Source organism: Paenibacillus apis (assembly GCF_018333295.1).
GTDB lineage: Bacteria > Bacillota > Bacilli > Paenibacillales > Paenibacillaceae > Fontibacillus > Fontibacillus antibioticophila.
The window spans coordinates 380,559-396,086 of sequence record NZ_BORS01000001.1 but is presented as its reverse complement, the minus strand read 5'-3'; the positions used below and the strand labels follow the sequence as shown (position 1 = coordinate 396,086).

Annotated in this window: 16 protein-coding genes; 3 read left to right on the top strand and 13 right to left on the bottom strand. The window is 47.1% G+C overall.

Going from position 1 to position 15,528, the window contains the following annotated elements:
• Window positions 1-61: 61 nt before the first annotated feature.
• From KI362_RS01705 to KI362_RS01670, 8 genes are all read right to left on the bottom strand, one after another.
• On the bottom strand, window positions 62-1,000 hold the full coding sequence (locus KI362_RS01705) for an ABC transporter ATP-binding protein (RefSeq protein WP_044479290.1): 939 nt from the start codon (window positions 998-1,000) through the stop codon (window positions 62-64).
• The gene (locus KI362_RS01700) at window positions 997-1,995 is read right to left on the bottom strand and encodes an ABC transporter ATP-binding protein (RefSeq protein ID WP_044479291.1); all 999 of its coding nucleotides are present in this window, start codon (window positions 1,993-1,995) and stop codon (window positions 997-999) included. The genes KI362_RS01705 and KI362_RS01700 overlap by 4 nt, the downstream gene beginning before the upstream one ends.
• An 11-nt stretch (window positions 1,996-2,006) precedes the next feature.
• On the bottom strand, window positions 2,007-2,945 hold the full coding sequence (locus KI362_RS01695; protein WP_187375158.1) for an ABC transporter permease: 939 nt from the start codon (window positions 2,943-2,945) through the stop codon (window positions 2,007-2,009).
• A 26-nt stretch (window positions 2,946-2,971) separates the two neighbouring features.
• Window positions 2,972-3,904: an ABC transporter permease gene (locus KI362_RS01690; RefSeq protein WP_044479293.1), complete on the bottom strand. Its 933-nt coding sequence runs from the start codon at window positions 3,902-3,904 to the stop codon at window positions 2,972-2,974.
• 199 nt (window positions 3,905-4,103) lie between these two features.
• Window positions 4,104-5,819, bottom strand: a complete 1,716-nt coding sequence (locus KI362_RS01685; protein WP_301624387.1) for a peptide ABC transporter substrate-binding protein — start codon at window positions 5,817-5,819, stop codon at window positions 4,104-4,106.
• A gap of 240 nt (window positions 5,820-6,059) precedes the next feature.
• Window positions 6,060-6,446, bottom strand: a complete 387-nt coding sequence (locus KI362_RS01680) for a DUF3397 domain-containing protein (RefSeq protein ID WP_044479295.1) — start codon at window positions 6,444-6,446, stop codon at window positions 6,060-6,062.
• Between the two features lie 70 nt (window positions 6,447-6,516).
• On the bottom strand, window positions 6,517-7,488 hold the full coding sequence (locus tag KI362_RS01675) for a ketopantoate reductase family protein (RefSeq protein WP_301624385.1): 972 nt from the start codon (window positions 7,486-7,488) through the stop codon (window positions 6,517-6,519).
• A gap of 104 nt (window positions 7,489-7,592) precedes the next feature.
• A complete protein-coding gene (locus KI362_RS01670; RefSeq protein WP_044479297.1) occupies window positions 7,593-8,249 on the bottom strand; it encodes an RsfA family transcriptional regulator in 657 nt (218 codons plus the stop codon).
• A 309-nt stretch (window positions 8,250-8,558) separates the two neighbouring features.
• Between KI362_RS01670 and KI362_RS01665 the strand changes: the two genes are divergently transcribed.
• Complete coding sequence (locus tag KI362_RS01665) at window positions 8,559-8,795, top strand: DUF2626 family protein (protein ID WP_301624383.1); 237 nt, start codon at window positions 8,559-8,561, stop codon at window positions 8,793-8,795.
• A 147-nt stretch (window positions 8,796-8,942) separates the two neighbouring features.
• On the top strand, window positions 8,943-10,019 hold the full coding sequence (locus KI362_RS01660; RefSeq protein WP_301624382.1) for a coiled-coil domain-containing protein: 1,077 nt from the start codon (window positions 8,943-8,945) through the stop codon (window positions 10,017-10,019).
• Here KI362_RS01660 and KI362_RS01655 read toward each other — a convergent pair.
• Together KI362_RS01655 and KI362_RS01650 are read right to left on the bottom strand one after the other, a co-directional pair.
• On the bottom strand, window positions 10,014-11,270 hold the full coding sequence (locus KI362_RS01655; protein ID WP_301624381.1) for an ABC transporter substrate-binding protein: 1,257 nt from the start codon (window positions 11,268-11,270) through the stop codon (window positions 10,014-10,016). The two genes, KI362_RS01660 and KI362_RS01655, sit on opposite strands and share 6 nt — an antisense overlap.
• Before the next feature lie 140 nt (window positions 11,271-11,410).
• Window positions 11,411-12,742 carry a PhoH family protein gene (locus tag KI362_RS01650; RefSeq protein WP_301624380.1) on the bottom strand — a complete coding sequence of 444 codons (1,332 nt, stop codon included), beginning with the start codon at window positions 12,740-12,742 and terminating at the stop codon, window positions 11,411-11,413.
• Window positions 12,743-12,848: 106 nt separating this feature from the next.
• Between KI362_RS01650 and KI362_RS01645 the strand changes: the two genes are divergently transcribed.
• Window positions 12,849-13,463: a YhcN/YlaJ family sporulation lipoprotein gene (locus tag KI362_RS01645; RefSeq protein WP_301624379.1), complete on the top strand. Its 615-nt coding sequence runs from the start codon at window positions 12,849-12,851 to the stop codon at window positions 13,461-13,463.
• Window positions 13,464-13,501: 38 nt separating this feature from the next.
• Here the strand turns inward: KI362_RS01645 and KI362_RS01640 are convergent, their stop codons facing one another.
• From KI362_RS01640 to KI362_RS01630, 3 genes are all read right to left on the bottom strand, one after another.
• On the bottom strand, window positions 13,502-13,954 hold the full coding sequence (locus KI362_RS01640) for a pyridoxamine 5'-phosphate oxidase family protein (RefSeq protein ID WP_301624378.1): 453 nt from the start codon (window positions 13,952-13,954) through the stop codon (window positions 13,502-13,504).
• A 76-nt stretch (window positions 13,955-14,030) separates the two neighbouring features.
• Complete coding sequence (locus KI362_RS01635; protein ID WP_301624377.1) at window positions 14,031-15,122, bottom strand: LCP family protein; 1,092 nt, start codon at window positions 15,120-15,122, stop codon at window positions 14,031-14,033.
• Window positions 15,123-15,218: 96 nt separating this feature from the next.
• The gene (locus KI362_RS01630; protein ID WP_044479304.1) at window positions 15,219-15,527 is read right to left on the bottom strand and encodes a YlaH-like family protein; all 309 of its coding nucleotides are present in this window, start codon (window positions 15,525-15,527) and stop codon (window positions 15,219-15,221) included.
• Window position 15,528: the final 1 nt, after the last annotated feature.

The window sequence follows — 15,528 nt, the reverse complement described above, 5'->3', positions numbered from 1 at the left end:
AATGCGCAAAAAGCGGCCATTCAGGAATATTTCCTGAACAACCGCTATCTTAAACAAGGATTTAGCCCTTCTTGGGCATGGAAACCCAATGGCCTTTGGAAACTTCCACAAGCTCCGAGTTGTCCAAGTCGAACAAGCCGCCGCCTGCATGATCACCTTTTCCATGAATCGGACCATTTCCATGATCATCAAGCAGAATCCGCTTCTTGTTCGCTTCAATTTCCGGATCGGGAATTGGAATTGCGGACAATAGCGTCTTGGTGTAAGGGTGGAGCGGATTGGCGTACAGTTCTTCGCTTTCCGCTAGCTCGACGATGCGTCCCAGATACATAACTGCTACCCGGTCACTGATATGCTTAACCATGGACAAGTCATGCGCAATAAACAGATAAGTCAATCCCAGGCGATCTTGCAGATCCTTCAAAAGGTTGACGACCTGAGCCTGAATCGATACGTCGAGCGCAGAGATCGGTTCGTCACAGATAATGAACTTTGGATTTACCGCCAGGGCACGGGCAATTCCGATCCGTTGGCGCTGACCGCCGGAGAACTCATGCGGATAACGGGTAGCATGATCCGGGTTCAGACCAACCATATCGAGCAGATCTTCAACCCGTTTCTTTCTTTCCGCACGCGATCCTGCCATGCCGTGAATGTCCAGGGCTTCACCAATAATATCAGTAACAGTAAAGCGAGGATTCAACGAAGCATAAGGATCCTGGAAAATCATCTGCATATCACGGCGCATATGCTTCATCTTACGCGGAGAAAGCTGATTGATATCTACACCGTTAAAGCGGACACTGCCGCCGGTAGGCTCGTATAATCGCAAAATCGTACGTCCGGCTGTAGACTTACCGCATCCCGATTCGCCTACGAGGCCGAGTGTTTCGCCTTCAGCAATCGAGAAGCTGATATCATTGACAGCCTTCAATACACTGCCGCTGCCGACATTAAAATACTTTTTCAAACCTTCCACTTCAATCAGGTTTTTACTCATGACGACTGTCCTCCCTCTTTGGCCATAGGGTGAAGATCCCAGCAACGGGCCGAATGAGTATCGCTGAATACAGTCGCACTTGGGTCGATTTGTTCGCAGATCTTCATCGCCTGATCACAACGTGCTGCGAATGGACAGCCGATCGGCGGCTTGATCAGATCCGGAGGCGTTCCGATGATCGGAATCAACGGCTCACCCTTCTTTTGATCCAGCCGCGGCATCGATCTGAGCAAGCCTTTGGTATAAGGATGTTGAGGATTTTTAAAGATTTCCCATTTCGTACCGGTCTCGACTACTTCACCGGCATACATAACGATAACACGGTCACACATACCTGCAACCACACCCAGGTCATGGGTAATCAAAATAATAGAAGTACCGAGACGTTGCTGCATTTCCTTCATAACATCCATAATTTGTGCCTGAATGGTTACGTCCAGCGCTGTTGTCGGTTCATCGGCAATCAGCAGGGATGGACGGCAAGCCAAGGCAATCGCAATCATCACCCGTTGGCGCATACCGCCGGAGAATTCGTGAGGATATTGGTTAAAGCGGGCTTCAGCATTTTTAATGCCGACCAGTTTCAGCATTTCAATCCCTTCCTGCTTTGCCTGAGCCGCTGACATTTTCTGATGTTTGATGAGAACTTCTGTAATTTGTTTTCCTACTTTAATAGTAGGATTCAAAGAGGTCATCGGATCCTGAAAAATCATACCAATATCTTTGCCGCGAACTGCTTCCATTTGCTTATTCGTCTTTTTAAGCATGTCCTGTCCCTGGAACAGGATCTCACCTTGCTTGATGATTGACGGAGGGGACGGAATCAGGCGCATGATTGTTTGGGCCGTTACGCTCTTGCCGCTTCCGGACTCACCTACGATCGCAACCGTCTCCCCTTTACCTACTTCAAAGTTCATGCCGCGAACGGCCTTTACCTCGCCGCCTTTCACTTGGAAAGATACGTGCAAGTCTTTGACTTGTAAAATCGGCTCCATCATTCCACCTCCTATTTCTTCAGTTTAGGATCCAGCGCGTCGCGAAGACCATCGCCAAAAATGTTAAATGCCAGCATGGTCAAGCTGATTACCGCGGCCGGGAACATCATCCGCCAAGGGTAGTACAACCAGCCGGTCAAGGCATCATTGATCATCGAACCCAGCGAAGCAACCGGAGCTTGTACACCCAATCCCAAGAAGCTCAGGAAGGCCTCCGCGAAGATTGCATTCGGAACCGACAGTGTAACTGTAACGATAATCGGCCCTACTGCATTCGGCAACAAATGCTTGAACAAGAGACGTCCAGACCCGGCTCCCATCGAGCGGGATGCAAGCACGAACTCACGATTTTTTAATTGCATGATTTCACCGCGCACTATCCAGGACATGTTGATCCAGCCTGTAATCGTGAGCGCAAGAATAATGGTCCCCAAGCTCGGCTCAAGTACAACCAGCAGCAGGATTGTGACCAGAAGGTAAGGAATCGCGTACAAAATTTCCGAAAATTTATTCATAATCTCATCGACGCGGCCGCCGAAGTAGCCCATGGTTCCGCCATAAATGACACCGATAATCAGGTCAATACAAGCAGCAACCAGACCTACAAACAGTGAGATCTGAGCACCTCTCCAAGTACGGACAAACATGTCCCGTCCCAGATCGTCTGTGCCAAACCAGTGCGTCAATGAGGGGCTTTCATTTGTAGCAAGCAGATCATTTGAATAGTAGTCATAGCCGTGAACCCACCCCGAAATGAGAGGACCAAGAACTGATGCAACCACTATAAATGCAAGCACCCATAAGGCTGTCATAGCCAGTTTGTTAGCACACAAGCGCTGCCATGCATCTCGCAAAGCGGAAATACTTTCGCGCTGAATCACTTCTGCTTGTTTTTCGTCTGTACCTATCTTTCTGAAGTCATCTGGCTTAAGCTCAACCGGAGAATTCATAACTTGAACTTGATTGCTATCCACTTCTAGCCCTCCTTTCCTTTGGAAAGTTTAATTCTCGGATCCACAAATACATAAGCAATATCAGTCAAGAACCGGGCAATCATCAGCAGGGCGCCGTAAAAAATGGTAATCCCCATAATCACCGGGTAATCCCGGCCGCTAATGGCATCAACAAACTGCTTCCCGATGCCGCCGATACCGAAGATCTGTTCGATAACGACAGAACCAGTTACAATGTTCGCCGTCATTGGTCCCAGATAAGTAACAACAGGCATAATGCCGTTGCGAATGACGTGTCTAAACAAAATGGCAATCCAGTTAAGACCTTTGGCCTTTGCCGTCTTGATATAATCCGCATGCAAAACCTCAAGCATGCTGGAGCGGGTAAGCCGTGCGATAAATGCAATCGGTTGAGCAGTTAACGCCGCCACCGGAAGGAAATAATAAATCGGGCCTTTAAAGCCCATGGTAGGCAACCAATGGAGCTTGGAAGCAAAAACATACTGTAGTAGTGTTGCAATAACAAAGCTTGGGACCGCAATCCCCAGCACAGCTAAGACCATGGCTATATTATCCAGCAGCTTTCGATGATATAGCGCTGCCAGCATCCCTAGGGTAACACCTACGATAACCGCCACAATAATAGCCACAAGTCCAAGCTTCAAGGATGGAGCAAAAGAACCGGTAATAATATCAGCAACCTCATGATTGATCTTCTTCATCGAAATTCCGAAGTCACCTTGCACGATGTCACCTAAATACTTGAAATACTGCTGATAGACGGGCTTGTCGAATCCATATTGCTCATACAAGCGTTCCCTAATCTGGTCTGGGACCTTTTTCTCCGACGTGAAAGGGTCGCCTGGAATGGCTTTCATCAGAAAGAAGGTGGCCGAGATCAGAATGAACAACGAAACCAACATGTAAAATAACTTATTGGCTATATAACGTACCATGCCCGTTAGCACCTCCTTTTGATAAAATTCGACATTAAGATTTTAAGACAATTAAGAGCTTTTGTCTATTGGATACAATATCCTCAAGCTTCAAGCTCGATTAATAACCTATTGTAGATACGCACAAAAAAATCGGGATATATACGGATAATCACATATATATCCCGATGAAACTATGCAATTTCCAAGCGTACTTGGATTAATGTTCCAGCAGGTAGGCGCGAGAGTAGTCAACCGCACCGCTAAAGTCAAGTATTACGCCTTTCAGATAAGGTTTAGATACGGAAACACTTGTATAGTAGTAGATCGGCAACAGAACTTGGTTGTCCTTGATCAGGTTTTCCTCAGCCTTTTTGAATGCCTCGTTACGCGCAGCAGCATCATCCGTGCTCTTCGCTTGGTTGATCAAAGCATCGTAATCGGCATTAGCATAACCGGAATCATTGTTACCGCCGCCAGTTACCCACATATCGAGGAAGGTCATTGGATCGTTATAGTCCGCACTCCAACCTGCGCGAGCGACTTGGTAGTTCAGGCTTTGACGGTTTTCAAGGAACACAGCCCATTCTTGGTTTTCCAGCTTCACGTCAACACCCAGGTTCTTCTTCCACATGTCAGCTACAGCCAAAGCGATTTTCTTGTGGCCTTCGCTTGTATTGTACATTAAAGTGATCTCCGGCAGTTGTGTATAGCCTTTTTCTTGCATGCCTTGCTCAAGCAATTTCTTGGCTTCTTCATAGTCTTCCTTGAAGTAAGCTTTATCGTCTACTTCGTTACGGAACTCATCGTTCACACCTTTGATACCAGGAGGGACATAGCCATAAGCCGGGAGTTGTCCGCCCAAGGTAACTTTATCTACGATCGCTTGACGATCGATAGCCATTGCAAACGCTCTACGGATATTAACGTTATCGAATGGTTCTGCAGTTACGTTGAATTCATAGTAGTAAGTAGATGCAGTCCCCTTGATTTCAACTTCATCTTTCAGCTCTTGCTGAACAATCGGAATTTGGTCGGTTGGAATTTCGCCGTTCGGATGTCCGGCACGATCCAATTCGCCGTTTCTGTAAGAAGCAAGCTCAGTAGCGCCGCTGTTTACAAGCGACATTGTTACTTTATTCAGCTTGATCTCATCTTTACCCCAGTAAGAATCACTCTTGGTTACTTCGATCGACTGGCCTTTCGCCCAAGTCGTCAAAGTGAAAGCGCCATTTGTGATCATCTTGTTGGCGTCTACCGCCCAAGCTTGGTCATCCTTAACGGATTGATGAACTGGATAGAATGTATAGAAGGAAGTCAGACCCAGGAAGTATGGAGTTGGTGTTACGAGTTCTACTTCCAAGGTATGTTCGTCTACAGCTTTCACACCCACTTGGGAGAAGTCTGTAATTTTCCCTTCATTAAACTCTTGCGCATTTTTAAGGTAATACAATTGGTAAGCATATGGAGGAGCAGGCAACGTTTCAGGACTCAGAACACGTTCCCAAGCAAATACGAAATCATTTGCTGTTACAGGATCGCCATTGCTCCAAGTTGCTCCTTCACGAAGATGGAACGTATACTTGGTTCCGTCGATTTCCCAGGATTCAGCGGCAGCCGGTTGAGCTTCGCCAGCTTCATCCATGCGAGTCAAACCTTCGTACATCAGCTTCAGCACCGTGTTGGCTTGGCTGTCTTGGGCTTGAGCCGGGTCAAATGTTGGCGGCTCGGAGCTCAGGTTGATTCTCAGTGTTTGATCTGCTGCCAGCGTTTCATCACCGCTGTTTGCAGTATCATTGTTCGAAGTTGCGGTGTTTCCACCGTTGCCACTATTTGACGCCGTGTTGTTCTTGTCGTTCGATCCGCATGCAGAGAGCAGCGTACCTACCGCGAGAACAAGCGTCAAAAGAAGCAAAAGACTCTTACTCTTCTTCATCTTGCAAGATCCCCCTTAAAAAAAATAGTGTGGTATATGTTTTTAGATTATACAACCAGCGGTCAAAAAAATCCAACATAAATTTTCAGAAAGTTAATCTAATTTTGATAAAACACATCAATTCGTCAACAAAATTGTCTATTATACAATATTGACTTTTCATTTTCTTAACAATTAACGAATCATGTCATATTATTATGTAGGATTATGCTCATCATCATCAGCAGGATCTATTTTGTACTAAGCGGTCGTAATGTATGTAAAAAAGCTGATCAGGAAAAGCACGATATAAAGAACCCCGGTGCCAGCGAACGTCAGTCTCCAAACCACGCGAACCAGCTTGCGGATGTTGACCTTTCCCTTCATGCGCGTCTGCGCCCCTCCAATTAAGCCCGTAGCAATAAGGATCACCAGCAGGATCAAATAAAATCCGGAGCTTGAAGAAAACACTATATTGAACAAGGCCGAGACAGAGAGAATCAAGAAAAACGTACTTACATCCATAGCAAGCTTGATTGCGGCTTTCTGGTCTTTATTCGCAAAATAGAAGCTTACCAGATAGACTAATACAAAAGGAACGAATGGAATGATAGACAGCACGGTAACTGATGTGAAAATAATATCCAAGTGTTCACACCTCCTCGAAAATTTGGGTGCTGCGTATAATTAAGGATAGCGTAATAATTTTATATGGCTGTCAAGGATGCAAGGACTTAACCAGGAGCCATAGCATTCTATGCATCGGAAGGTCGATTCCAACTGACTCAGCCAATCCAACCAACTGTCCGTTAATCGCATCGATTTCCGTTGCGCGATGATGAAGAACATCTCCCAGCATGGAGGATGTATTCGTCGAGGTAGACCGGCATACGCTTGCTACTAATTCGAATGCATCATCATCCAGCGAAATACCGCAAGCTTTATAGGCTCGCTCCGCTTCTGCACATAACATCCGGACCATCGTCATGCGTTCCTCACTCACAAGCAAATCACCGTTTGGAACACGCAGAATTGCGGTAAGCGGATTAATCACCGAATTAATCAATAATTTGCGGTAGATATCCTTATCGATGTCATTCGACAAAAATGTTGGAAATCCTGCCTTTCTAAGTGTATTCAGCAAAGTTTCAGTTGCTTTATCATGAAGTGCATCAAGGCTACTGCTGGCCTGGACTTTAGATATTCCAAGCCTGCTCTCTCCCAGTCCAGCCCTGCGGACTCCATTATCCGCCAGTCTTGTGGAGCCTTCGGTTGTAATGATCGTATACACGGACCTTCCGTCAAGCCTGCGAGATATTTTATCGATGTGGCCGATACCATTTTGCAGACAGGCAATTCGGGTGTCCGGACCGGCGATGTGTGATAAGGCTGATATCATCTCCTCCTCTAAATGGCTCTGCTTCACCGCAATCAGAATCCACTCAGGCGCCTCCCGCTGCGCAGCAGCATGTTCATCACATTCACTTTGCTTCAAGACACGTGCAGTCCAATGTCCCGCCTCAATTCTTACTGTATTTCCATCGGCTTCTTCAATATAGATGCCTTGCTCAAGCAGCAATTTTCTTTGAGCTTCCTTACGCGTCCAGAAGGTAATTTTCTCCCCTGCTTTGGCCAGATACCCTCCATAGAGCAAACCAATAGCTCCTGCGCCTACAATATGTATGTTCATTCTTTATTCTCCTCTTTCACGCTTGCTTCTTTCTTTATACCAAAGCCTTCCGAGGAATACAAAAAAGAACTGCCCAACAGGGCAGCTCCTTTTGTCAGATAACCTCATTCAATCCGTTCCAGATTTCCGTTGGCATCCATCTTGAATCGCTTCTTCAGCTCTTCATCTTCTTCATTAAGGAAGGCCAGCCTTCTGGCACGATCCATAATCTGAATCAGCGCCTTGTAATCATCGTTTACAACCCGGTAATCGGTCTGAACCTCGCTCACCTGAGCATTCAAATGCTCATTCTCGACACGCAGCCTGGCGAGCTGTTCTTCTTTTTCCCGGAGCTCTTTCTCCAAGGATTTCATATGACGATTACTTTCAACAATCGTGTTCTTCCATCCGCGCAGGAAACGGATTACAGCATCAATGGAGATCGTCTCTTCACTAACGCCTTCTCCCTTATAGCTTCCTGCATCTTCTACTTCCGCCTGAGCCAGTGACGAAATTGCCGGATTCCCCGAGAGAACCCCCTGCTTCTTCATATAGTTCCGCTTCTGCCGTTGTGCTTTCGCGATCCCTATTGCAGCTTCGTATTTTTTGCGGACACAGCTGTTCCACCGAAAACCGCAAGCTGCCGCTGTTCTGCCAATTCGCTCACCGACTTCCTCAAAAGCGGTAAGTTGAGTGCTGCCCTCCCGAATGTGGCGCAGTGTTACCTCTGCCAGAATCAAATCATCTTCAGCACTCCATGCGTCTTGTCTGACTGCTGCCATGCTATAAAAACCTCCCAACGACTTCCTGATATCACTGTAAAAACTGCTTACTCCATTACTATGCCTCTCATAGAGTTCATAGAATCTATTTGATACTAAAATGTATTTCCAAAATAAACCTTCTCCATACCTTTGAAAGCTTGAACAAGAAATAAACATTCAGAACCACAAAATGAACAAGAACAAAAATCACAGTTAGATAATGAATTCAAGCGCAATTTGTGTCTTTTCATTTACACTTTATATTGTTGAGGGTATAATGAGAAATAGTAAACGGTTACGTTATACATAGGAAAGGGGGCAATGTTCTTGGCTCGCATGTTCCGTGTTCTCGGGTTCTTTACCCTGGCAATCGGGTTAATGGCTTTTGCGGGAAACCTCATTGAAATGGCACTGTTATTCTTTTTGCAGACCGCCTTTTTCGTACTGTTCGGTTACTTGAAATTTACGGAGAGAACCTATATTCTTTTGTTTTGGGGATATATGATTGTTACTTTTACCGGTTTTAGTTACTGGACGATCTTTCAGATGGGTCTTCCCCTCTAATTGCAAGTGTGCAAATACTTTAGACGTTTGGTTAATTCGCCAGCGTCTTTTTTTTGCATTTATCCGGAATGAAGAGGACTGATAATTAACTTCCTGTTATCATATATATGAACAAGCAGTTTATGACAAAAGGGGGCTGATCGGGAGTTGAACAGAAACATTATGGCTATTTTTCTCGCAGCCTTGCTGCTGTTTAATCTTCTGCAGCCACACCGTGTCCATGCTGCTGCGATGTCCGATGAAGAGCTCCGTATTTTACAGGACAGTCTGTCTATTATCGAGCTTGACAGAGAGATTGCCAGAATCGAGGTCCAGCAAGAGGAAGCGCATCGAACCGCAGAGCAATTGCAACTGGAGCTCGAGCGGAAAAACGAACAGATCCATCGAAGCCGTGAGCAGGCCGGAAAACGTCTCGCCGCCTATTATATGGGGGAACGCGAATCCTTGATGGCCGCCATATTGTCAGTGAACAGCTTGAAGGACTTCTTTGCAGTTATGGATTACTACCAGATCATCGCGGAGCGGGATCGCGATGTCCTCGATGCCTATAAATCAGAGTATGCCGGAATCAAGGCAACAAAGAAGAAAATAGACAATTTGTCCGTCGAGCTCGCAGGGATGAAGGAAAATTTGCTTAAACAGAGGGCCCGAATCTCTGAACTGCAAAATAGCGTCCAGGGCGTCCTGAGTGCCAGCAGCGACCCGGAGAAGCTGGCTGCACTTATCCGCGAGCTAGGGATGTATTGGGAGAATGTCGGCTTGTACGAGGTTCGTCGTTACTTTCGGGAACTCGCTTCTGCGATGGCGGATTTCCCGGACTTCTTACAGGAGCATAAAGAAAGCCTCACTTCGGACAGAAGCGGTTACACCTTGATTGTCCGTGAAGAGGACTTAAACAGCTTCCTGCACGGAAAGAGCGAATTGTTAAAGGATATGTCCTTTCAATTTGAGAACGGGCTCATTATCGCCAAGGGAAAGCGCGATTCGCTGGAGCTTCAGCTTGAAGGAAGTTACTCGGTAGTGAATGATCCCGAAAATTGTATCAAATTCCATGTTGAACGGCTGATTTTTAACGGTCTGGAGCTTCCTGACACCACGCGCAATGAACTGGAACAGGACTTTGACCTCGGATTTTATCCCAAAAAAATAGTTCCGTTCGTTGAAGCCACCGAAGCGGCGATCAGCGAAGGAACCTTGAAGGTCAAATTAAAATTGGGTTTATAGCTCAGCCTTCCACTCCATGAGAAAGGTGTGCCTATCCTTCCCATCTGCAAGAAACGGCGCAGCAATCTTCGAAAAATGCTGCAGCCATTCCGGAAATCCGGTATCTGCGGGGATTACCCCCGAATTATTAACAAATGATGCAGGAATCCAGGACGGCAGGCCTCCGCGAGTCGATTGATAATATATAGTCTTGAGGACCGGCAGTTTGCCGGTTCCTTCATACCATTGCCGCTGCTCAAACTGGTCAGTCATAGCTGCAATCCATTGCCCGGCCGCATCTTTATTGGCTGATTGGGCTGATACGACATAACTCCGTCCATCAATCCACATCCATCCTGCTGCCGGATCATCAAGGTTCGGATACAAAATTTCCATCCCCGCATCCATGCGGCTGGCAACTTCACTCCAACGAACCAGGGCAAACATGGCCTTCCCCTCATTCAGACTGGAGGACAGCTCTTTCAGCTCCGTACCCTCCAGGTTGAGAAGCAGATGACGTATCCCTTCGATAGAAAGTACCGCTCGCTCCATTGCATCATCCGGCAAAAAAGCTCCGCAGGACTTGTCGTCCTCGTCATTGCCGGACAATTGCCACAACAGGGAGAGCACGGCATAAGGATCAGTAAAATCAAGTGCAAACAAATAGGGTATCCCTTGTTTCTCTTCATAGGCTGAGATCAGCTGCATCCAGTCGTTTGCGTGCTTAGGCATCGACAAGCCAGCATCCTGTACACGATCCTTTTGGATCATCCATACATATGTATCCGCATCCATTGGAACGGACCACATGTAACCATTCCATTCCCCAGGGGCCAGAGAAGCGGTTAATAATTCCCCGGTTAATGACCCTGTGTAATAGCTTTCGGTTGGTGACAAATAGCCTTCTGCTGCGAATCGGCGAACCCAGATATTATTAAGAAGCAGTACATCCGGCGCTTCACCAAGTCTTAGCTCGTTTTGAAGTGAAGTATAATCCGAATCATACGGGAAATTCGTCAATTCCACATCCATACTAAGCTCTTCTGAAATTTTACTGTTCATTTGCTGGAGTCTGGAGAATTCCGACTCTGTCATTTGAACGGCTACCTTTAATAACTTTGGCTCCTGCTCTGTCTCCAGCACTTTCGGCTGGGCAGGCTCGAACTCCCCCGTCCGATCAGAGCGAGGAGGAGTTGCTGTATTGCTGGGTGATAAGTTGATCAAGGCAAGCAAAAGGATGGCAAAAAGGACCCAATGGTTTTTTCGCTTCACACCAGTTCTTCCTCTCCGGATGATAACCCTTTCCCTATTGTAACAACTTTCCCCTTGCTTGTCCTTACAAATCACAACAAAAAGCTGCCTTTTCGGAAGTGATTCCCGTCAAGGCAGCTTGTTTACTCGAGCTCAGGAAGCTACAACAGATCGGCGGCTACCTGTGCCAGTTTGGATCTTTCCCCCTTTTCCAAGGTAATATGTCCACTTATTCCCTCTTCCTTGAAGCGTTCGACCAGATAGGTCAGACCATTGCTCGCAGAATCCAGATAAGGATGATCAATCTGTTCCGGATCCCCCATTAGAATGATCTTGCTCCCTTCTCCTACCCGAGAGACGATCGTCTTCACCTCATGCCGGGTCAAATTTTGCGCTTCATCAATAATAATAAACTGGCCAGGGATCGATCTGCCTCGAATATAGGTTAGCGCTTCAACCTGGATACTCCCAAGACCCATAAGTATTTTGTCAATATCGCCAGATTTTTTGGTATCGAATAGATACTCCAGATTATCGTAGATGGGCTGCATCCACGGACGAAGCTTCTCCTCCTTTTCTCCCGGCAGATAACCGATATCCTTCCCCATAGGCACTACCGGACGGGCAATGAGCAGCTTCTTGTATTTATGGTCATCCTCCACCTTCATCAAGCCCGCTGCAAGCGCAAGGAGCGTCTTTCCGGTCCCTGCCTTGCCCGTGATTGTGACCAGTGGAATATCATCATTCAGTAATAATTCCAGCGCCATTCTCTGCTGAGCATTCCGTGCACTGATTCCCCATACCGGATCATTGCTGAGAAAGAGCGGCTCCAGCCGCGTAGCTTCCTTGTTCACCCGCAGTAGCGCTGACTTCCCTGTACCCATCTCATCCTTCAGAATTACAAATTCGTTCGGATTCAGCGAATAGGACAGCCCAAGAGGCTTAATCGCCAGGCTGCGGTAGCTGTAAAACTCATCAATCACGGAAGGGTGCACTCGGATGGTGACATAACCCGGATACAGTTCATCCAGTCCCGCTGTCCGATCAGACAAGTAATCCTCGGCAGCCAGACCAAGCACATCGGCTTTTACCCGAACCAGCACATCCTTGCTTACCAGAATAACCGAAGCCGGCTGCTCCAGCTCTGCCTGCTCCAGATGGTAATTCAAGGCTACCGCCAAAATCCGGTTGTCGTTCGATATCTCACCAAACATCTCCTGAACCTTGAGGAAGCTGCGATGGTTGAGTTCCACCTTAAGCGTACCTCCATGCTCAAGAAGGACCCCGTCATGAAGATGTCCCCGATCCCTTAATCCGTCAAGCAGCCTCGACACTCTGCGGGCGTTGCGCCCGATCTCCTCTGCATTTCGTTTCTTGGAATCAATCTCTTCAAGCACAATCGCCGGTATGATAACCTCGTGTTCATCAAATGCGAATAAGGCAGTCGGATCATGCAATAGAACATTGGTATCGAGAACAAAGATTTTTTTCATGGCTATCCCCTCCACAAACATCTTGCAGCCTCTAATTCACATACATAGTTTTCTTCCATTCGGGAAAAATGAAGCCAAATCCCGATCGAAAGGATGAACACCCCACATGCGAATATGGCTGTGTTTAGGAATGACGATTTTACTGCTTGCAGGCTGCGGAACCAATTCTAGAACGGCATCACCCTCTCCACAGGATCAAAACAACACGGATGGTTTTAGGACCCAGAGTACCACAGAGAATGTCGAGCAAATGAATACAGGGGGCACCATGACTGCAGAGCAGAGACAGATTCATCTGGAAGAACTGGCTCAGCGTGTTCCCGGAGTTAACGGAGCCCATTGCATCATTATGGGAAAGACCGCAATCGTCGGTATTGATGTCGATGCTAAGCTGGAGCGGGCACGTGTCGGCAGCATCAAATATTCAGTGGCCGAAGCGCTGCGTAAAGACCCGCAGGGTGCAGGCGCTGTGGTAACTGCAGATATCGACATCAATCAGCGTCTTGTCGAGATAGGCAACAAAATCAGGGAAGGGCATCCTGTATCCGGCTTTGCAACCGAGCTGGCCGATATGATCGGAAGAATCGTTCCTCAGCTCCCAAGTGATACGGTCCCTCGCACCAAGGATCAGACCGGCAATCAAAAGAATGATAGCATGGAAATTGCACCCGGCGGGAACAATCAAGGCTCTGAGCATTTAACCGAGCAGCCGCGAGGCTGACAGAATGTCCCAAAATAAAAAGCCCGGCGAATAAATCGCTAGGCTTTTTTCATGGCTACAAATACTTGATTGTCCAACAGCTCTGCTGCACGCTGGTCATACACCTTGGCATAAGCCGGCGCAGAAGCAAGCTGCGCTCCGTAGAAAAGCGCATTGCGCACCGCATCGATCTTCAGATCGAAGCAGCACATTTTAAACGGAACCCCCTCAAGGGGATCCTGGACCGTCACAGCCGTTCCATTAATGGCGTAGATCGTATCTTCGCCGAATACCGTAATTGTAACTCTTGGCTGAAGCTTGATGTTGTTGACAAGTCTTGAACGATGATCCAATGCAAAGCGAAGGGTGTAATGATCCTGCGCATAGATCCAGGAGATCGCGCTGGATGTCGGTCCGCCGGACTCCTGATCAACCGTGCTTAGCAAAACGAAGGTCTCAGACTGAAAGGTTTCGAATAAAGCCTCTGATAATTGGGTCACAAGTTCAGACATACAGCCAGCCCTCCATTACATGATCACTGGATTAATTAATTGTATTATACCATGTTCAAAAACTTGCCTTCAATCGTCACTCGCCTGCCGTTTCCTCCGTTGGGGTATTAGGCTCTGGCTGCTTGGTTCCGGCAAGCTCGTTTTTGAGCGCCAGTTTGGCTTGCTCCAGCTCCGAATCATTAAGGTAAACGTAAGGACTCTTCCACTCGCCGGTCACCGGCATGAAATCCACATCCTCCTTGGAGATGCTCCAGTAGGCAGAGATCATATTCTTCATCTGTTGGGATTCTAGATCTGTCTCCAGATTATCTCCGACAGCCTCAATTACTTTCCCGGCCCCAAGTACACCATTTAAGGATTTGGCCTGTTCAATCAAGCCGTGAAGCACTTCATTCTGGCGCTTGTTACGCGAGAAATCATCTGACGCCTTCGTTCTCGGCTTACAATTGGAGGAGGTCTTCCGGTAACGAACATATCCAAGGGCATCCTCCCCGTTTAGATGCTGGGGACCCTTCTTCAGATTAATATCCGTACCGTCAGCCGTATCGCGATAGCACATGTCTGCATCCACATTCACATCAACACCGCCAAGCGCATCTACAATGTCCCTGAATCCCTGGAAGTTCAATACGGTAACATAGTCTATCGGTATATCCATATATTTCCCAAGCATCGTCTTCATTTCATCCTCGGCTGAAATTCCCGATTTCTTCTCGGCAACCAGGAAATTCGGATAGAATGCATTAAGCTTGTTTGTCTTGTATCCATCCATCGAGAAACGCGTATCCCGCGGTAAAGATACTACGGTGGCAGATTTCGTGTCGGGATTCATCGCAATGATCATAATGACATCGCTCAGATGTGTCCCTGTCTCGGGCCTGTAATCCGTCCCTAACAAGAGCATTGTGATCGGTTTGACCTTGGCAGATTCTTCAGGAGCCACCTCGACGTCACTGCCTGTGTCTTCAATAACCTTGTCCAGCGTAAGGTACAAATAACCAATATAGGCGCCCACACCAATTATAGCCACGATGATGATGCTTAGAAATATCTTCAGAAATGTTTTTCCTGCTGATTTCTTTCGCTTTTTCGATTTGGAAGCTTTATTAGCAGGAGCATTTCTTTGGCTTTGCCCCCGAGGAGGCAAGCCGCTGTTGGAAGAACTCATGAACCTCAACACCTAATTTCATCTGGATTATGTCACATGAATAAGAACGTTGCAGAAGCCTGCAAGGTTACAGCATGTACCACAGACAGACAAGCATTAGTCTTGCTTGCTCACAGCTGTTGACGAAAGGGATTCCTTCCGCTTGCGCCGGCCCTCTACAAAATAGCGGATTCGAACCATCAGCATCAGGATAACCGCTACTAACAAGCACTGAATAATCGGCAGTTTGTCGATTTGAAAAATGAGCAGAAGGAATGAACCGATTGCCATGATCACATACAGCACGATTTCTTTAAGCAATGGAAGCTTTTGCTGTGCCCGAAAGACCTTGTTGTATACGAAAGCCACCAACACAAAAATAAGAATATACGATATTACCGGATTTTGCGCCAGCCAAGCTTGCATA